The sequence below is a fragment of the Paenibacillus sp. S28 genome, assembly GCF_016624415.1.
GTDB classification, from domain to species: Bacteria; Bacillota; Bacilli; order Paenibacillales; family Paenibacillaceae; genus Paenibacillus_AQ; species Paenibacillus_AQ favisporus.
This window is the reverse complement of sequence record NZ_JACVTM010000004.1, coordinates 96,296-114,821: the sequence shown is the minus strand read 5'-3', so window position 1 is coordinate 114,821 and position 18,526 is coordinate 96,296. Positions and strand designations below refer to the sequence as shown.

Annotated in this window: 20 protein-coding genes and 1 pseudogene; 3 read left to right on the top strand and 18 right to left on the bottom strand. The window is 46.7% G+C overall.

What is annotated here, in order from left to right; translation table 11 throughout:
- Positions 1 to 335: 335 nt before the first annotated feature.
- Together IAE55_RS34255 and IAE55_RS11965 are read left to right on the top strand one after the other, a co-directional pair.
- A pseudogene (locus tag IAE55_RS34255) lies at positions 336 to 563 on the top strand (hypothetical protein); the annotation flags it as partial.
- Positions 537 to 1,262, top strand: a complete 726-nt coding sequence (locus IAE55_RS11965; RefSeq protein ID WP_325168638.1) for a cyclase family protein — start codon at positions 537 to 539, stop codon at positions 1,260 to 1,262. The pseudogene IAE55_RS34255 and the gene IAE55_RS11965, both read left to right, overlap by 27 nt.
- Here the strand turns inward: IAE55_RS11965 and IAE55_RS11960 are convergent, their stop codons facing one another.
- The 6 genes from IAE55_RS11960 to IAE55_RS11935 form a co-directional block, all read right to left on the bottom strand.
- A complete protein-coding gene (locus IAE55_RS11960) occupies positions 1,263 to 2,165 on the bottom strand; it encodes a LysR family transcriptional regulator (RefSeq protein ID WP_200632352.1) in 903 nt (300 codons plus the stop codon).
- A 415-nt stretch (positions 2,166 to 2,580) separates the two neighbouring features.
- Positions 2,581 to 3,120: a GNAT family N-acetyltransferase gene (locus IAE55_RS11955; protein WP_200632350.1), complete on the bottom strand. Its 540-nt coding sequence runs from the start codon at positions 3,118 to 3,120 to the stop codon at positions 2,581 to 2,583.
- A 365-nt stretch (positions 3,121 to 3,485) separates the two neighbouring features.
- Complete coding sequence (locus IAE55_RS11950) at positions 3,486 to 4,022, bottom strand: hypothetical protein (protein ID WP_200632348.1); 537 nt, start codon at positions 4,020 to 4,022, stop codon at positions 3,486 to 3,488.
- Between the two features lie 663 nt (positions 4,023 to 4,685).
- Positions 4,686 to 5,111 (bottom strand): hypothetical protein, encoded by a 426-nt coding sequence (locus IAE55_RS11945; protein ID WP_200632346.1) that lies wholly within the window; start codon positions 5,109 to 5,111, stop codon positions 4,686 to 4,688.
- A 294-nt stretch (positions 5,112 to 5,405) separates the two neighbouring features.
- Positions 5,406 to 6,671 carry a stalk domain-containing protein gene (locus tag IAE55_RS11940; RefSeq protein ID WP_200632344.1) on the bottom strand — a complete coding sequence of 422 codons (1,266 nt, stop codon included), beginning with the start codon at positions 6,669 to 6,671 and terminating at the stop codon, positions 5,406 to 5,408.
- A 285-nt stretch (positions 6,672 to 6,956) separates the two neighbouring features.
- Positions 6,957 to 7,856 carry a LysR family transcriptional regulator gene (locus IAE55_RS11935; protein ID WP_200632342.1) on the bottom strand — a complete coding sequence of 300 codons (900 nt, stop codon included), beginning with the start codon at positions 7,854 to 7,856 and terminating at the stop codon, positions 6,957 to 6,959.
- A 196-nt stretch (positions 7,857 to 8,052) separates the two neighbouring features.
- Here IAE55_RS11935 and IAE55_RS11930 point away from each other — a divergent pair, with 196 nt between their 5' ends.
- The gene (locus tag IAE55_RS11930; protein ID WP_200632340.1) at positions 8,053 to 8,520 is read left to right on the top strand and encodes a DinB family protein; all 468 of its coding nucleotides are present in this window, start codon (positions 8,053 to 8,055) and stop codon (positions 8,518 to 8,520) included.
- 287 nt (positions 8,521 to 8,807) lie between these two features.
- On the opposite strand, the gene IAE55_RS11925 is transcribed toward IAE55_RS11930, so the two are convergent.
- The 12 genes from IAE55_RS11925 to IAE55_RS11870 all read right to left on the bottom strand — a co-directional run bounded on the left by IAE55_RS11925 (position 8,808) and on the right by IAE55_RS11870 (position 18,430).
- A complete protein-coding gene (locus tag IAE55_RS11925; RefSeq protein WP_200632338.1) occupies positions 8,808 to 9,344 on the bottom strand; it encodes a dihydrofolate reductase family protein in 537 nt (178 codons plus the stop codon).
- A gap of 173 nt (positions 9,345 to 9,517) precedes the next feature.
- Complete coding sequence (locus IAE55_RS11920) at positions 9,518 to 10,186, bottom strand: Type 1 glutamine amidotransferase-like domain-containing protein (protein WP_200632336.1); 669 nt, start codon at positions 10,184 to 10,186, stop codon at positions 9,518 to 9,520.
- A 24-nt stretch (positions 10,187 to 10,210) separates the two neighbouring features.
- Positions 10,211 to 10,852: a dihydrofolate reductase family protein gene (locus IAE55_RS11915; protein WP_200632327.1), complete on the bottom strand. Its 642-nt coding sequence runs from the start codon at positions 10,850 to 10,852 to the stop codon at positions 10,211 to 10,213.
- A 189-nt stretch (positions 10,853 to 11,041) separates the two neighbouring features.
- Positions 11,042 to 11,656 carry a YdcF family protein gene (locus tag IAE55_RS11910; RefSeq protein ID WP_200632325.1) on the bottom strand — a complete coding sequence of 205 codons (615 nt, stop codon included), beginning with the start codon at positions 11,654 to 11,656 and terminating at the stop codon, positions 11,042 to 11,044.
- Between the two features lie 198 nt (positions 11,657 to 11,854).
- Positions 11,855 to 12,847 carry a hypothetical protein gene (locus IAE55_RS11905; protein WP_200632318.1) on the bottom strand — a complete coding sequence of 331 codons (993 nt, stop codon included), beginning with the start codon at positions 12,845 to 12,847 and terminating at the stop codon, positions 11,855 to 11,857.
- A gap of 19 nt (positions 12,848 to 12,866) precedes the next feature.
- The gene (locus IAE55_RS11900) at positions 12,867 to 13,568 is read right to left on the bottom strand and encodes an RNA polymerase sigma factor (RefSeq protein WP_145164597.1); all 702 of its coding nucleotides are present in this window, start codon (positions 13,566 to 13,568) and stop codon (positions 12,867 to 12,869) included.
- A 249-nt stretch (positions 13,569 to 13,817) separates the two neighbouring features.
- Positions 13,818 to 14,273 carry a ParB N-terminal domain-containing protein gene (locus tag IAE55_RS11895; protein WP_200632316.1) on the bottom strand — a complete coding sequence of 152 codons (456 nt, stop codon included), beginning with the start codon at positions 14,271 to 14,273 and terminating at the stop codon, positions 13,818 to 13,820.
- Between the two features lie 106 nt (positions 14,274 to 14,379).
- The gene (locus tag IAE55_RS11890; protein ID WP_200632315.1) at positions 14,380 to 14,877 is read right to left on the bottom strand and encodes an AAA family ATPase; all 498 of its coding nucleotides are present in this window, start codon (positions 14,875 to 14,877) and stop codon (positions 14,380 to 14,382) included.
- A gap of 199 nt (positions 14,878 to 15,076) precedes the next feature.
- Positions 15,077 to 15,328: an amidase domain-containing protein gene (locus tag IAE55_RS11885; RefSeq protein ID WP_200632308.1), complete on the bottom strand. Its 252-nt coding sequence runs from the start codon at positions 15,326 to 15,328 to the stop codon at positions 15,077 to 15,079.
- Between the two features lie 318 nt (positions 15,329 to 15,646).
- Positions 15,647 to 16,639 carry an NADP-dependent oxidoreductase gene (locus IAE55_RS11880; protein ID WP_234489491.1) on the bottom strand — a complete coding sequence of 331 codons (993 nt, stop codon included), beginning with the start codon at positions 16,637 to 16,639 and terminating at the stop codon, positions 15,647 to 15,649.
- A gap of 39 nt (positions 16,640 to 16,678) precedes the next feature.
- Complete coding sequence (locus tag IAE55_RS11875; protein WP_200632306.1) at positions 16,679 to 17,578, bottom strand: oxidoreductase; 900 nt, start codon at positions 17,576 to 17,578, stop codon at positions 16,679 to 16,681.
- A gap of 93 nt (positions 17,579 to 17,671) precedes the next feature.
- Positions 17,672 to 18,430 carry a glucose 1-dehydrogenase gene (locus IAE55_RS11870; RefSeq protein ID WP_200632297.1) on the bottom strand — a complete coding sequence of 253 codons (759 nt, stop codon included), beginning with the start codon at positions 18,428 to 18,430 and terminating at the stop codon, positions 17,672 to 17,674.
- Positions 18,431 to 18,526 lie beyond the last annotated feature (96 nt).

The window sequence follows — 18,526 nt, the reverse complement described above, 5'->3', positions numbered from 1 at the left end:
TCTATCCAATAATTGGTCAAATAAATATTTATGTATTCGGCCCGTTTTCATCATACATCTTAAAGTATACTTTAAGGCAAGCGTTATTTATCTTCCGCTCTCTTGACATGATTTACGGCGAGAAATGAAAACGGCAGCCGAGTTCATCTGACTAGCTGCCGTCTTGTCACGATTAAGCTATCGTGTCCCGTTAGCGTAACAAATTGCATCGAGAGTCCATTTCATACAATTCATTTATTCCGAATAGGAAATTCGGAATATTCGTACGAAAATGATTCCTGCTTAATCTATGATAGAAACATATCCTGCATAACTTTTGAAAGGAAGAATCGGCTATGACAGAAACTGAATATGTGAACGATAAGAGGGTACAGTTCGATTTCGAAGTGGACTTCACCAATGGAGGGGGCATTCAAGGTCAAGGCTTTCGACTTGACATCGATGGCGACGATATTTCGGATCTCGAGTTGGCCGAATATATCATTAAGGATCTGCGCTTGCTCATGGTGGGAGAGGTGCGGATTATCAACAAGAAAATCATCCATGAGCGTCATAAGCGCAAATCGACTATTACAAGCAATACTGGAATCAAATCCACTCTTATTGATCTCAGCCATTTGATCGTGAACGACATGGAGACCTATCCGGGCTTTCCGAAACCGCAAGTCTCCGATTATCTGACCTATGAGGAGTCTGAAGGTCGTTACGCCCCCGGTGTGACCTTTCACATCAGCCGAGTCGATATGGTGGCGAATACCGGTACGGCCATTGACAGTCCTGCTCACCGTTATGCCGGTAAACCGGATATTTCGGAACTGTCTATCGATTCGGTTGCCGACCTTGACGGAGTCGTCATCCGGCTTGAAGGCATGAATGGAATAGCGGTTTCCAGACAAGCGTTAAGCGCGTATAATGTCCGTGGCCGAGCCGTACTTATCGAAACCGGACATGCGAAATTGTGGGGCACACCTGCTTACTTTACAGCCCACCCTTATCTGGCTCGAGATGCTGCGGAATACCTACGTGACGAGGGAGCAAGTCTAGTAGCCATTGATAGTCTTAATATCGACGACACTGATGATCCGCATCGTCCAGCGCATTCGGTTCTTCTGGAAGCGGGAATTCCGGTCGTAGAGAACCTCTGCAATTTGGATCAGCTTCCGACCGAAGGGTTCCGATTCTCAGCGGTTCCGATGAAGCTTCAAGGCATGAGCGCTTTTCCTGTTCGCGCATGGGCTCGATTAGTCTTATCCTCTAATTAGTTAGAATTCGCTCAGAGCAGTTTGGGAAAAGAACTTTGTAGTAACGTCAATAAATGCTTGGACGGCCGGAGACTTCCACTTCCGCTTATGCCATACCAATTGGGTAAATAGCTGATGCTTAGAGAAATCCATATTTAAAGCAACCAACCGGCCATCTGAAAGTTCTTCCAGAACAGCCATCTCGGGAAGAACGGCAATTCCCAACTTATTGATCGCGCATTGCTTGATCGCTTCGATGCTGGAAAGCTCAATTCGTTTGGAAACAGAATTAAGGCTGAGATCGGCGATCGATTGCTCAAACACTTTGCGATATCTGCATGTGGGCTCGGTCAACAGGAAGGTTTCTTTTTCAAGAGCTGCAAGGTCCAAGTCGGTACGCGCCAGCATATGCCCAGGATGGGTAAGCAGGAGCACCTTTTCCTTAAGCAATGGCATTGCATTCAAGCTATTTGAATAAATCCGAACATCAGTTATTATTGCTAGATCGAGATCCTCCAATAGAGCGCGATGCAGATCCGAATAGGTACTTGGTTTTAATTGAGCCTCAACTTCAGGGTACATGTCATGAAATTGCTTCAATACAAGCGGAAACCGGTAGATGCTCAAGCTTTCTAGCATCCCGACTCTAATGATTCCGGATGAATCGTTCATCCCAAGAGCAGCAGATTTTGCTTCGTTCATCAAGCTCAATATCTGATAAGCAAACGGAAGAAACCTCTCGCCGGGACCGGTCAAGCCTACGGTTCTTCCGTTTCGTTCAAACAGGGTAGCCCCCACCTCTTTCTCAAGATGTTGAATCTGTGCAGTAACGCTTGATTGGGCGTAATTCAGCTTTTCAGCAGCTTTAAGAAAACTTGATTCTTGAGCAACCGTGCAGAAGGTTTCAAGGTATTTAAAGTTCATATATGACTAACCCCACTACGCTCTAGTTTTATTTTTTTAATTTCAACATTATATTTAATTATACTTTTTCAACTACACTCCTCATAGTTAATAAAATGATGGAGTAGCTGCCGCGGCATGCTGCTCCACTATCTTTGTCGTCGGGTTTTGACAAGAACATATATCGTTTAAACAAAAGAAGCCGCAGCTACGCGGCAGTTAAGCATATATGATGAAATAACATGCAAGCTAGTAATTACAGCTATGTGAGGGCTGGTGATACGAGAAAGTTTAAAGGGCCTGAAGAATACGAACATTGATTTCCTTTTTGGGAGGGTTTTTATTTACTTTCAATAACTGATATCAAAGCCTTTTTAGTTTTGATTGGACACAACAAATCGCTTATGACTGATTGGGAGCCATCGGAAACAAATGCTTATTTTCTGTAGCTTCTGTAATAAAAGTAACTATCATTTTCCATATAAAATTGGTTATCCCCTATAGGCGTTCGTCTTTCAAGCAATTTAAATCCACATTTTTCAGCCAATTTGTTCGAGGGAACATTGGCACAATTAATTGTCAGGATTAAATACTTAACATCAGATACCTCAAAGCACCATTCTGCCAAGGCACTTATCGCTTCTCTGGTATATCCGTTCCTTTGATGTTTTTCCGACATGAAATATCCCAGTTCGATTTCATTTAGCTTCTCTTTAAGCCCCACTCCTATGCTACCAATCATCTCATCGGTATTTGGCAAGGCAATCGCGTAGGAACGGCCAATGGAAATATCCGTATTATCCGATTGCTTTTGATACTGATCAATCAACTCATAATAATCCTTCGGATGTGCGCGTCCGTCAGCCCAATCTGGCATATAACGGTATACAGCCGATTCCCTGGCAATTGAATAAAATCTTTTAGCATCTTTTTTTTCCAATGTTCTTATAACAACATTTTGAGTTTCTATGCGCATGGCAGATACTCCTCCTAATACAAATTTTGTTCGCTGCTCATTTGTTTACCTATTAACATACACACAATTGACAGGGGGACACGTTACATTCACTAACGGCTTTCGTCTTCAAGTCCCTTCGCCAATTCTTGTTTCAATTCTGCTGGACTCATGTGAAGTAAAGAAAAGAGCTTCTCATCGTTTAAAACGTCATCCGCAGTATAGTCAGGCTTGTGCTTCAAACAGTTTATCACACACTTTTTTGGAAAGTACGTTTATAACTAAACTATACTGCCCGTTAGCTTAATGACATGAGCAGGCTGCTACAGCCTGCTCAACATTAAGTTTTATTCAACTAACGTTTCCCGTTATTCAACATGTGACATTTATTTTTTAGTTTTTCCATGATAGTATTTTCCATCATAAACCCCATCTTTCCATACGATATCACCATTACCTGCTAAAGCCTCAATTTTTAGGTGGTCTGAGGATTCTTCCAAATTATCGAAATAGGTAAACCAAAATCGTCCTTGATCTGTTGAAACAATTTTTGCTTGTTGATTTACTGTCGTTTGTCTTACGATCACATTTTGTATTTCGTCATCGATAATCAACCCTGCGAATGTCAGTTTTGGAATGTTAGGGTCATTTGTCATTCCCCAAGTAAAACCATCTATTGGGTTTAGCTCGGCGTTTCCACTTATATTCCAGTATTTTGTTTTATTAGAAAAGTAAGCATGCCGGAATCCCGATTCGTCTTTATACAAGACAATCATTCCATTTTCTACTTCTTCTTGATACAGTAACTCAAATGGTTTACCTGTCTTCTCTAATAATTTGTCAATTTTATCCTCAGTCGATGAGCAACCTGTAATAAGAATCATTAGTAAAATAAACAAAAAAATCCTTCTCACCAAAATCACCACCATACCTTCTTATGAAGTACAAATTCCAATAAACAAACTTCACCTGCATGTTTTATGTATTTAGACGTTATCAAATGATTAAAGTTCCATATTTTAACAAAACACCAAAGCTACCCTTATTACACTAACCTGCCGGTTAGCTTAAGGCGATAATGCCAAATAAATTAATGCCTTACCTTCAACCCTTCAGTTTCTGCTCTTGCCCTTCCTGACTCGCCTGCCCTCTATGACTCGTCGGTATAAAGTTGTCCTTTTCATTTCGATCTGTCGCATAGCCTCGGTTGCAGTTATCAGTCCGCCTTCCACTCCTGATACACCCGAAGAAAACGATCATCGATCTCCTTCTGTTTGTGCAACCTCAATACCTTCCGCCTGTCATTGCCAGTTTTTCTTACGCTCCTGTTAAGCTACATATGCCAAGAGGCTTAAAACTGATCCTCTATCCTCTAACCGAAGTCACCCATTATTTTAAAATTCCGTCTGTCGAACAAGATTTCATTATCCAGGCAGACAATGTCCGCCAACAAGAACTTAAATGAAGCAACAGATGGAATGGGTGGACAAATATCAATTGAGTCTGATTATGTTACTTATGTTACTCATGAAAAAATAAGCCATTGTTTTGCCGGATCGAGGCAATAACAATGACTTATTATATTATTATTTCGTTTCATTGATATATTCTTGAACAAAACTGTTAATCTGTTTTTTGGTAACTAGTAAACATAATGCCGGTCCAGTTTCAGTAGCTATACATTGATTTATTTCTCCTGCATCTAGTACAAATATTAGCCTAAAGAGAACATCATCTATACCGTTTCTTGGTGATTCAGGAGTGTAATATATAGATAGGCCAGGATCTTGTGTTGTAAATACCTTTGGAGTGATTGTATCTATATTTTTCATATCCAAAAAAGCAGATATTAGCTCCTTCTGTAAACAAGAAATATCGGCTTTCAATTCTGGAAAGCTGGTACCAAAACGAAAAAAGACGGTGCTGATTATCCCTTCTTCTTCTTTTTCTTTTAATATAATCTCAAATTCACAACCATTAAATTGGTACGCTGCATCCTTTAAGATTGCCATACTTCTCCTCTTCTCTCGATAAATTTACCAACTTCAATTACTAAGTTGCCAAACTACCGTTTGGAGCGTTTTGAAAGTATACAGTCGAAATATATAAACCCGTAGATTATGGAATAGTTTTATTTTTATTAAAAAAGTATAGTCTTTTGCTTTGGCTTCTGCCTTTGCCAACCTCCATACAAATCCAAAAGCCTTTTAAATTGCTCAAAATCCTGTTCGCCAAAAGATCTGACGACCACTGCACGGGCTTATATGAGTTAAAAAAAAATACGTGATTAAAAGTAACTTTGGTTATCAATTGTCTGTTTTATTTTCCAAGATGCCTGTCCAAATATCCACCGAACGAGTGGTAGGATTATATTCTACCTCATAGCCAAACGTTTCCGATATAAAGCGAAGTGGAACATAGGTGGTATAAACAAAGAGGTGCGGTGGACTTTCTAATTGCACAACCTGTCCATTGATATAAGCTATGGGGCTGTCGATGGTCATTTTCAGGGATAGCTCATCCTTAAAAGCTGTGATGGTTTGGGTGGCTTGGTCCCATTCAACTCTCGCCCCAAAAAGTTCAAATAGATAACGCATCGGCACTACCGATCGATCATTAATAACATTCAGTTGCGGTGCCTTTACAAGCGGCATATCGTCGATGTTCAATTCATACAAGAACGGCGATGTCCTGAATGTCCACTGCTTTGTTAATGTTAAGCCGCCAGATTGGAAGGAGACCTCTGCCATGTACTCCCGGTCGCCTCTTAGCTGCCTCAGTGCGGTCAGCACATAGCCGTATCCTGAGTTCAGCCTTTTCACGCCAAGTGGAATACTAATATCGCGATTACCTGCCTTAGTAGTTAGTGATGCCTTCATGTCGGACACATCCGGTAAATTGCTAAAGATCGTAAGAGTCATACCTTCTCCCTGAACTAGCTTCTGCGCATTCACAGATTCAATGTAACCAGGCCATGTCTCTTTCATCCCATCGTAAGGATATACACTTACAGCTGCTGGCTCGGCAGCTTCTCCCAGCACAGCTCCCACAATAACGGTAGCCTTTCCAACTCTCGCAATCCCGAGCTCGGTTACCGTTGGAGTCAACATAACCTCCCTTCGATTATCGACTAGAGACAGTTCTCGAATTTCTTCCGACATATCGAATTCATCGTAAGCCCGTTCCTTCATATATACCGTTTCCAGTATTTCTTTCCCTCCCTTATACCCTGTCGCAGCAACCCGTCCATCAGGTGTAGATGCTGTATAATATTCCTTGCCTTTCACTTCGGTGGAGAGATTGCCTTCCGTCCCTATCGTATAATGAGCATTGGCATAATTGGCGTGGTTGATCGCGGCTTTGACTAGAGTAGGATCAAGCTTTACTTCGGTCAAGCCCATTTGTTTGCGGAGATTGTTAATAGAGGTCAGTGCTTTCTGCTGTTCAGCACTGCTTGTCCCATCATATGATACCGGACCGGCATGAGCCTTTGGACTTGCGGTGATTAGGGAAAAGCATACAAAGAGAGCACAGGTTATGAATAACAGTCTTTTAAGCAATCTTGGTTCCATATTTCACCTCCAAGAAATAAAATTATATAGCAAATATCCTCCAATTTATTGAGCTATCCTGCCCGCTAGCTTAATGAAAAAAGCAGCCGATCAGAAAGCCTACTGCCTTGAAATATCCTCATTGAGTTAACGTCTCCATAAGCTAAATTTCTGATTTTGCCAATTCAATAATTGATTTAATAAATGGAGCCTCTAACTTAAAGATATTATCTACTATTAAGGGCTTTCGATAACCTCAGGTGGGCTATTCATCGTAGGCCGGATCAGGTCAAACCCTATGTTGCATTAGGACTTCGAATCATTGATAGCCGTCTCGATGTAGGCTCTCAAAGTCTTGATAAACGTGCGCATGGCGTATCCGACATATCGGTCGTTGCGGTAAATCAGACAAAAGTCCTGAGATGGCGTAGGATGCCTCAGGTCCAAGACTTTGATGTCTGAATTGTGCAGATTGTCCAGCAGCATTTTCGGCAAAACACAGGAGCCAACTCCGCTCTGCACCATCTGGAGTAGGGAGGATAATGTTGTCGTCACCATATGCGGCTGCAAAGTAAACCCTTGGTCCATGCAAAAGCGGTCAATCAGCATGCGGTATTGATGATCGGGCGGGAACATGACCATCTTCAAGGTCTGTAGTTTGTTTAAGGGGATGAAGCACTCCGTGGCAAGAGGATCATTCATGCTTACCGCCAATGAGAACTCCTCGTGATACAGGGGAATAGACGTGATACGTGTATCGATAACAGGGCCAACGGTTACGCCGAAATCGATGCTTCGGTCCAGAACTTGTTCTGTTATTTTCATTGTTTCCAGAAGGGACAGTGAGATGGTGGGATAGGTCTGATGGAAGTTCAGTATAAAGGCTTTAAACATGAATTCCGCGTCACCGGGTAAGACGCCGATGGATAACGATCCGCCTTGCATATGCTTCAAATCAACAATAGCGTCGGTCGCTTGTTGTAGATGCCCGAACATGGCAGCAGCATGTTTTTGAAGAATCGCTCCGGCTTCAGTTAGTACTATTTTTTTCCCCACGCGATCGAATAATAGCACCCCTAACTCTTCTTCCAATCTCCTGATCTGCTGGCTGATGTTGGGTGGGCTGACTCCCATCTTTTCGGCTGCTCTCGTAAAGTGAAGCTCCTCACAAATCGCCATAAAATACTGTAGCTGTTTTAACTCCATGGCTAACACCCGCTCTCACATTGCATGGCTGAATGAATGTTCAATGATTATTGTCATGCCATCTTATTTGTCTGTCAATGAATAATCGTTAACTCATACTTAACGTTTCGCTAATGCCCACTGCATTGATGGTAAGCTCCGTGAGACCTACACTTGGAACGTATCAATCGTTCTCATTATAAAGGAGGGAATCAACGTGTCTGAAATGATTATCAACACGGCAAAAACCGGACGTCAATTGGTGCTGCAGCAGGTAACAGCTATCTCTGAGGAATTGTTCGACATTCAAGCGGCAGGTTTCAACAATACAATCCGTTGGAATCTCGGCCATATGATTTATTGGATGGATAAGTATTCTCCTTTAATTTATGGCTCCCCATCGGCCATACCGGACTCGTATGAAGCGCTGTTTAACACAGGAACAAAACCCTCGGACTGGACGTTTGATCCTCCATCGAAGGAAGAGCTGGTCGAAATGTTAACAGCGCAGCTGTCCCGCATATCTGATCTGGTACCTGAAATGCTGGGCGAGAAGCTTTCTAATCCGTTTTCCTTGGGGCCGTTCCAATTCAGCACCCCAGGCGAGCTGTTAAACTTCACTCTGATTCACGAAGCTTTTCACCTTGGAACGATATCAAGCCAGTTAAAGGTCCTGTCGCGCTAACCAAGGAATTTTTCCGTCATTGGTATCCCGACTTTTGGAACCCCTCTATCTTTGCTAACCTATAGGTTGTTGAACAAAAAATGTAAGGAGCACTTCACCGTAGCGAAATGCTCCTTACTGATTGAACTATCGTTTCTCGTTAGGTCAATCGTCAATTCCTTAAATAACTATGTCATTTCGCATAACTGAACAAATTTTAAAGAATAAAGGATCCTCTGACTGCCTCTACAGCCGGAGAATCCCTATTAAAGTAACGTGCCCTTTAGGCCGCTGGGCCAACCTCACAACTAAACTGGAACGTAGGTCAACCTGATCACGTTCTCGCCAATTCGATCGCTTGCCACGAGGCGCAGCGGCGGACGCGGACCGGCGAAGAATGGCTTGCCGCGACCCAGCACGACTGGATGGAGATAGAGTCGATACTCATCAACGAGACCGAGCTCCGTTAGACTGTGGGCCAACTCCGGCCCGGCAACTTCAATCTCCCCTTCATGCTGAGCCTTCAGCCCACGTATGGCCGCTGCGAGGTCGCCCTCGATCAGAGAAGCGTTCGGGCCGACGGTTTTTAATGTCCTCGACACCACCCACTTCGGTTTGCTTTGCCACGCCGCTGCGTATTCCCGTTCCGGCGCATCCCATTCAAAATGGTCTCCGTCCCAATACCGCATGGTCTCGTACATGCGGCGCCCGTACAAGCAGCCCGCCAGGCCGCTTACGTCGTCAATGAAATGACGGAATAGCACGGGGTCGGGCTGAAATGCCGGGTGGTCGTGGTCGACGAATCCGTCCAGAGACTGGTTCAATGCGAAAACGATCTTTGCCATGCGACTGACTCTCCTCCCTGGTTTTCTCGCACATTCATCATCAAGATTACACGTTCCATATGCAGCCACCTTTATGTCTGCATTTTATCATCCAACAGCATGTCCAGTTTCTCATGGATTGCTAATGTGCACAGTCCTGGCCTGACCGAATACAAATTTAATTTAATGAAGGATCAGGGTGAAAACAGCTTCCAATGCCCTTCGGAGACAACTTCGACTGCTCCGTCAATCACTTTGATGGCTGTCTGGTCATCCATCGCGTATGCTGGCCCTTGCATCCCGGCGGCCCATCTCTCAGCAGCAGCCATGGTGTTGCCCGGCAGCATCTCGTGATCCAAGTGCGGAAACATGGAAAAATCAACCAGTCCCAGCGTTTCATCACCACCGTTGGGTGGGGTCCAGCCAACGAAGTCTTCCCCAATGTTAGGGGCCATCACCATGCTCCCCGCACTCATTCCCACATAAACTGCGTGCAGCGACGGCAAGAGGTCTGCCAGCCCGGATTGCCGCATCCAGTGGCAAAGGTAGAGGGCGTCGCCGCCCGCAACCAGAAGTACGTCCGTCTCCCGGACCAGCGGCACCCAGCGGTCTTCGGCGATGCTTGGCAGCGCTGTGAGCTCCAGCACGCCGACGGACTTCCAGCCCAGGTCGACCAAGGGATTCTCGGAATTCCCGCTGATGAACTGCCAGGCTTTCACACCTGGGCCCACCCAAGGGTGTCCGTACATTGCGGTGGGGATGCACAGGGCATTGGAGTCGGCGATCGGCTTGCCCAGCATGTCAACCAGCGCGTCCTGTATGCTTTTATTATTGATGCCTGCAGATGTGAGCAGAAATTTCATAACCTCACTCCTTTGTGTATCATCTCAAGCCATGCTGCCAAAAGACGGTTTTCCCGCAAGCGCGTAGCGCAATAGAACCGTGCCTTTGGAGAACGCTCTGGATTCAAGTAATTCCAGATTCGTCGGTATCGTTCCATCGCCGAAGAATCGTTTTCCCTCTCCGAGTATTACTGGAAACTGCCAGATGTTCATTCGGTCAATCAGCTCGTGACGCAACAATGTCTGGACCAGGTCGCTGCTGCCGACGACATGCACCTCCTTGTAACGCTCCTTCAACAAAGGCACACTTGTGGTCACATCCGCGTCGAGCAGTTTTGTATTATTCCAATCGACGTTGGTCAATGTCCGGGATGCGACATATTTCGGTTTCTCGTTCATCAGCTTGGTGAACGGGTTGGTGTCAGGCGCTTGCGGCCAGTACGACGCAAAGATTTCGTACGTTTTACGCCCGATCAACATAGCGTCGAGGCTCGCATAATCAGCCGCGATCAGTTGTCCTGTCACCGGATCCCGAAACGGTTCCTGCCACCCGCCGTAGCCGAAACCGCCTTCACGATCTTCATTGGGCGACCCGGGAGATTGGACTATGCCATCCAAGGTCATGAACATATGCACAACAAGATTTCCCATTTCGCTTTTCATTCCTTTCAAATCAAATTTGTTCACAGGTGGGTTGTCTACTTAAACTCATTTTAGGGCATTTCAGTTCGGATTGTTTCTTGCGGATTGCTCATCTAATCGCCGTTGGCTTAATAAATAAAAGAAGCAGCTGCCGCCGGCAAACCGCTTCTTCATTTAGTTACATTAACGTTTACGTTAGTGAAATTCTCGCTCGTTTAGGTGACTTCAAAATAATCAACGATCTAACTCCACTTCGTCGTCTACGAAATATTTCCCTTTCACACCGTTGATGACTTTATGCAGTTCAGCTCTGACCCTAATAACTTCCTGCTCATCCTGCCACCAGTTGTTAGCCTGCCCTATAACTCGATCATCAGGGCACCACACATATTGATACCATGGAGGCATAAATGTTTTTAACATCAGAAGGCATCTGCGCATGTGCCCAGGCGAACTAACTAACAACAAACGATTGATGTTTTCTAAGCCGATTGCTCGATCAAGAACGGTGAGTGAACACAGTATATTTTCTTTCGTATGATTAGACTGTGTCTCTATTAAAATTGATTCATTAGGCACGCCCAGTCTTCTTGCCTCGTCCTTCAGGACAATTGCCTCTGGCGGATTTATTTGTCCAAATTTATCTCCACCAGTAAACAAAATATAAGGGGCTCGACCATTCTTAAACAATCCAGCCGCCTTTACCGCTCTTGATAAATACGACCCACCAAAAACAAATATGCAATCTCCCTTCGCAGTTCCGTCATCGGTGTACTTACCATCACCAAACACCACTTTGGTAATTTGATCTATAGTTAATTCTGCTGGGTTAATCTTAGAAATAAGCATGGAACTAACCCCCAATGTAAGCTGTACCATTTCAGATTTCATTACTCCTTTTGAAATGGCTATGACCATTTTAGCAGCAAAAAAACTGCTGCCTTTGAAATGTTTTCATTGAGTTATCGTTCTCTGTTAGGCTAATTGCAGGTAACCAAACTTTAATGTTGAACCTGATTAATTAAGTCTATTAGATCGGATTGATTGTTAACCCATTAGTTTCGCCGAAAGCAGTTCACGCATAGCCTCAAGCTCCAACAAGCCCTTCTCTTCGGCTGCTTTTGCCGCATTCAGTTGAGTAATGGCTCGTTCGGCATGAACGGGATCGTTGGGAGTTCCTCCGTCCGGGAAAGGAAACATTTCGTTTAATGCCGCTAGCGATTGTTCAACATCCGCGTAATGTTCAGCCGCACATTCCGCGCGTTTCCGCACTTCTTTTTCCAAAGTGGATACTCCGTTCCAATCCATGGCTAGACCGCGCAAGAAGCGGTAAGCATGCTTACGGGCATCATAGACAACCGAGGTGTTGTAAGAGTTACCAAAGGCATCTACAGTCCGGTTTGTAAATGCTTGAATCCATGCGTCGTAAGCTTTAAGACCGTTTTCGTATTTCGGTAATTCGTATTTGTGCTGACGCCTACGGGCATGGTCAATGATCATATCGAGCGCTCCGGAAAGCATCAATTCTTTGCTAATATCAAACGAATCTGTGAGGGTGAGCACAAACATCTCGGTAACCTGTCCTCGACCAAGCTTTTCATAGGTTAGCTTTCCATCCCCCCGTGGATCCTTCACATGAAGTACACTCTCGCCGTCATCATATCCGTATATGATCCCGAACTCCGGTATAAGCAAATCCCATCCGACAGCAGGTATTCCCCGATCAATGCTGTCTTGGATCATTTCAAGTGCTTCGGTAAGCATCTCTGGTGTTGGCGGTGTAAAATTTGGAGTACGCAACCATTTACAACGGAATCCTAGATTCAAAAATCCCTTCGGCAAAATGTCTTCCCATTCATAACCGGTTGGACCGGCGACATCGACATTGTCTCCATTGATGTTAATGCGGAACGCATGACTCGAGTATCCCATAAATTCGGTGAGGCTTAACTCTCTTTTCTTTACTATTGCCCAATGCGCTGCCCGCCCCGCAGATGTCCACGTCCCTTGCAGTTCTGTCTTCCAATTCTCTTTGGCCAAGACACAAAACTCCTTTTCCTTAAAATCGCTTTCCGAATTCGTCCAGTATCCGTTTGTTGGGCTTTCCAAGAGCTTGACGGAATTGCACGTATCCGGCAATATGGACTCGGATGTGCTCACGTTGAAGTTTGGTACGAGAACGGAAGAGATGGTTGTTTACGTTCGTGACGGTCATTCCAAACAATTCGGCGATTTCTTTCGGTTTCAGCTGCCGGTAAAAGTGCGCCTCGAACACACCCCGCTCTCGTGGGCTGAGACAATGTAACATATCCCATAGACCGCGAAGCATTTCCTCACGAACAAGACGCTCCTCTGGGCTTAGATCCTGTCTTTCCGAGACCGACCGAGTCAGGTGAAGCAACACGGCTTCTGCGTCTCCCCAGTTGCTTTCACTGGTAGATGGTTTATAACTAGAAAGAGGCTGTTCTTTGCCGTAAGGACCACCACGGCGCAGGCGCATGTATGTCTGGTTCCGAACAATACGTCGCAGCCACGGCCCGAAACGTGAGGGCTCGACTAAGCTGCTGAGATGTATAAATGCACCGACCAAAGCTTCCTGGACTATATCATCGGCTAAATAAGTGTCCTTCGACATCGAATATGCAAAGCCGTAGGCTTTGGCTCGGTGACGGCGTACCAGTTCACCAAAAGCTGCTTGATCGCCTTCCCTAGCGCGACAGACAAGCATATCGTCCGCTTCATTGCTTTGTTCGGCTCTCATCTTTTCATGTACATCTCCTACGCTCTCCCGCACGTTATCCCTCCATTTCCCGTACCTCTTATGCGTTCCTCACCGGTGTATGCCTTAATGATGCCAATCCTAGCCAAAACATATCTGTCTTGTAGAAAAAAATATTCAGTTTCGTGCTGCAACTCGATTCCGTTATCCTGCCCGTTTGTTAGAAGACGGCAGTCATTTCACGGCTGCCGTCTCTTCTTTCTTATAGAGCTATCGTTCTCCGTTAGCGAGTCATCCAAGGTTCATTCCCATAGATGAATTATGCTCGATCATATAACGAAAGTCTTCCTCAGTATCGGTCCAAAAAATAACCGGTACTTGTTTTATTTTCATTTGTCGAAATGCTTCATTGCGGTGACGCCCATCAGCGATTTCATATTTGCCAGCGGAATAAAAGACAATTAGCGGCGGAAAATCCCAATCACCGTATGCGTCCTTCATTTTATCGACGACATGGAAAAACCATGCTATATCATTCTCCTTAGTCAGATATGATGGAGCTCCCTCTTCAATTCCAAACTTCGATATATCCGTTATGACAGGACCGATATAGTATCTCTTCTCCTCCAATAACCCGTCTGCCAATGCAACATTGTCTCCGTCATTTCTAAGAAATAACTGAATCCACTCATCAATGGCACCACGTTGGGCATATTCAATTGCACATTTTGTACTGCCGTATATCATTAGGTTTACACTCTCCTTGATTGGGCTAGTACAACCAATTGTATACCACTTCCAAATGGGACAAAATGGTACTTAACAGATATAACTAAACTGTCCGTTACTTACTTCAAGCGTATGGGAGAACCCACCCTTTTATCCTAGAAGCAACTTCGGTTACATCAGTATCCGTTGTATCAATAGTAGGCATAGGCGGGTCATAGACCTCATCAGCAATTTCAAGTAATCGTTTAGCAAAGTTTTTGTGGTTTTGGATCTCTTCCTCTGACCAATTCCTTTCACGTAGACGTTTCTCGCGAGTCTCTTCATCACAATGTAGGTTCAGGTAATATACATGCTTAAAAAAAGGATAGTCCGCACATTTTTCAATATCCCAAGGCATCATGGTTCCGCATATGATAGTCATGCGTCCACTTTGAGCGATATTTCGTGCAACCCGAAGCCAAATATTTCGAATTTTCTCCCAATCATGCCCAAGAAATTCAACAAGATCATCAGGGTTAAGAATATCAAAGTCAGGCATCATTCTCCGTAGCTCCTTAACGACATATGTTTTCCCTGACCCACTTGCACCTGTTACGATAAACAAAGGAATTTTATGATCCATTAGTTGTCCCCCCGCCCATTTGCTTATTTTCTCAATTATAGCAACAATCCTGAATAAGGCTGCGGTACTTCCCACATGCTTATTTTGCCGCAAAAAAACCGGAAAGCCCCAATAAGGCCTTCCGGTTCATTATTCACCATATCATTCGCCTAATCCTCGGTGCCAGTAAGCTTCCCGCCCCTCTAGCCCCTAATATGAATCAAATATACTTCGTCGTACGATCCCAGCCCAAATCGAATGGGACACGGTACCGGTCCGCCGTATGCGAGTTCACAAGAGGGTAGCCGTTGGCATCCTGCCCGACGACGATCGAGAAGTGATCGGAGAAGTGATCGGTGTCTCCTTTCAGCTCGTAGCCGATCAGATCTTCAGGCTGTAGCCTGGCCACAGCACCACGCGGATGCTTGTCGCTGGGTCGCGTGATTTCTTCAAAAGTTCCCTTTGCAATCATGCGGCCGTATCAGGAGTACAGCAGAAAGCGTTGAAAGGCTTCCGTCTGCTGGCCTCGATCATCGTATACCTGCCTACTATCGTTACGGCCGCATTATCTTATACGGTTGCGCCTAAACTGTGCGCCAGCTGGCAAAATCACGACAGGAAGGATTTTATGGAAAGCTCGAACTTTTGCCTGGAAATCGGATGGTTATGGGGGATAAGCTCTGCCCTAATCCTGTTCTTTCATGCGGACGAGCTTTCCGCGCTTATATTCGGAAATGAAAATGCCGCTCAGGCCATTCAATGGATGTCCTCTGTCCCAATCTTCTCTACATCAGTCGCCGGCAGGTAGGAGGATCAGTTTGCCGCGGGCATGTCCGCTCTGGCTAATGTCGAGTGCTCTACGCCAGTCATCAAGGGCGAAAGTCTGGGCGACCGGAACGGTGAACTTGCCTTCTGCAGCATACTGGGCGAACTCGCCGAGAACATCATAGCGTAAGGTCTGGTCTTCTCCGCTACTGGCGCGGACGCCGAGTTTGGCAGCTGCGCCGAAGTCGCTGATGGTTAGAACACGGCGGGGATCACCACCGGCGATCCGGATAAGGTCGGGCAATATGCCGCTGACCGGAGCAGTGTCCAGAACCAGGTCCACCGGCTGTCCGGCCAGCTCGGTTACCCGCTCGACCATTCCGTCACCGTACGAGGTCACCGCCGCTCCCAACGAACGGAGCCGGTCGGCGTAAGTGTCACCGGCGGTAGCGATCACGTTAGCACCGTCCATGAGGGCGATCTGGACGGCAGCGAAGCCCATCATTGTGCCTGCTCCGTGCACCAGCAGGGTGTGGCCCGACTTAACACCAAGTGCTTTAAGGTGGTTGTATGCAATTGTGACCGCCATTGGAAGCGCCGCTGCTTGCACGAACTCGAGTCCTGCAGGGATGCGGATCCAATAGTCCATGATCGCCCGATCCGCAGCGCCGGCACTCGGGGCGCCGACAAAGTCGGCGGAGCCCAGGACGGCGTCACCGATAACGACATCGGTGACCCCCTCACCGACCGCTTCCACAATCCCGGACACTTCCAGCCCGATACCGCGGGGCAGCTTACCAGGATATAACCCTTTGCACAAGACCCAGTCAACCGGATTCAGTCCGCAAGCTCGCACCGTTACACGAATGCGTCCCGGGCCTGGGGAAGGGATCTCGACCTGTTCCATGCGCAGGACATCAGCCGGTTCGCCGTAGTCGTGGAGGCGGATCGCCCGCATAGTAGCAGGGCTGGACGTCTGATTGTTCACATTTTTGCTTGACGTATCTAAATTCTCCAATTGGATATCCCCTCCCGTTTGTTATAGCAAATCGTGTTTTTACATAAGTGTATACTTCACTTGTGTCAACTCCTCGGAAACCGTCCACAACCGCCGCGCAACGGCTTCGTCATGTGAGCTCGCACTCGAAACGACCTTCTTGGGGTAGCCGCGCAATTCGAGACTCGTTGGCCCGTAGTAATCTCCACCTCGGACGCCTGGCGCAGTGGCTGCATACAGGGTCGGCAAAACACCCATTTTCGGGGACTGCGCGAAAATCGGATTCAGGCTCCGCATCATGCTGGAATGCCGCAGCGCATTGGTCGCGGACCAGCCCGGATGCGAAGCTACCGCCAGTGTTGATTGGCCTGCTGCAACAAGCCGGCGCTGCAACTCATAGGTAAACAGCAGATTCGCCAGCTTGCTCTGAGCATAGGCGCGCGCTGGATGGTAATTCCGCTCCCAGTTCAGATCATCAAAGCGAATCACTCCCGAGCGATGCGACAAACTGCTTACGGTCACAATGCGTGCGCCCGGCGTCGCATCGAGCATATCCAGCATCAAACCGGTCAGCGCAAAATGCCCAAGGTGATTGATCCCAAACTGCTGCTCGAAACCCCGCGCTGTCTTCCCGTAAGGCGGCTTCGCCACACCGGCGTTGTTGATCAGGAGATCCAGCCGATCGTAGTGCTGGCGAAAGGCCGCCGCAAAAGCGTGGACGGACTCCAGATCACCCAAATCGAGCTTCATGACTACGACCTTGCCCGACGGCTTAAGTGCTTTAATCTGGTCAGCGGCCGTGTTGGCGTTAGAGATACTGCGGCAGGCCATAATGACCGTCGCCCCTTTGGTGGCTAGCACCCGTGCTGCTTCCCAACCAATCCCGCTGTTTGATCCGGTTACAATGGCCACTCGACCGGTCTGATCTGGCATGTGGTCTTCTGTCCATGGTGTTGTCATGTGGTTTCTTCCTTCCTCTGTTCAATCCAAAAACTAGTGGCATGCTCTGATCAGGTACAACATGTTTATCCAGCTGCGAGCTTGGACACGAACTTAGATCTGAGAGCCGCCTCCGTCCACGGGAATTTCGGCTCCGGTTGTGTAAGTCGCGTCGAACGCAAGGAATGCGGCTGCTTTGGCAACCTCGATGGGGTCACCGAAACGCAGCATGGGGATCTGCTGACTCATCTGTGCCTTGGTCTGTTCTGCAGCTTCCTTCGGCATCGACTTCTCCATGATGCCGGTGTCGATGGGGCCGGGACTGACCGCGTTGACACGAATCTGCTTCGGCAACAGCTCACGGGCCAGACTGCGCGTCATGGAGCGCAGCGCTGCTTTAGTGGCCCCATACGCATTAAGCATCGGGATACCCACTGCGTTCGCGATCGAGGTGGTGAACACCACGCTGCTTCCTGCGTTTAGCAACGGGGTCAGTCTCTGCACGGTGAAGTACGGGCCTTTGGTGTTGATTGTAAATAACTCGTCGTACACTTCCTCGGTCACCGACTCGAAGGGAATAAAGTGCGTGATACCGGCGTTTATGAACAGGGCATCGATCGTTCCAAACTCAGCCTTTACCCGTTCAGCCAATTTATCGATATCCGTTAAAGACGCGGCGTCGCTCAGCACTGCGACCGCGTTGCTTCCAATTTTTTCACGAGCTGTATCAAGCTTATCCTGGTTACGACCAGTGATCAGAACACGCGCTCCTTCATCCGCCAGCAGCTGTGCTGTTACGAGGCCGATCCCGCTGCTGCCTCCTGTGATCACTACATTCTTGCCTGCGTATTTACTTCCTGTATTGTTTTCCATCTCCATCGTCCTCCCTTGGTTTATGTGCTATACTAACGGTCAAATGTTGGATAAAGGTCCTTTACTTTGAACCTATGATTGACCCAACAGTGTAGT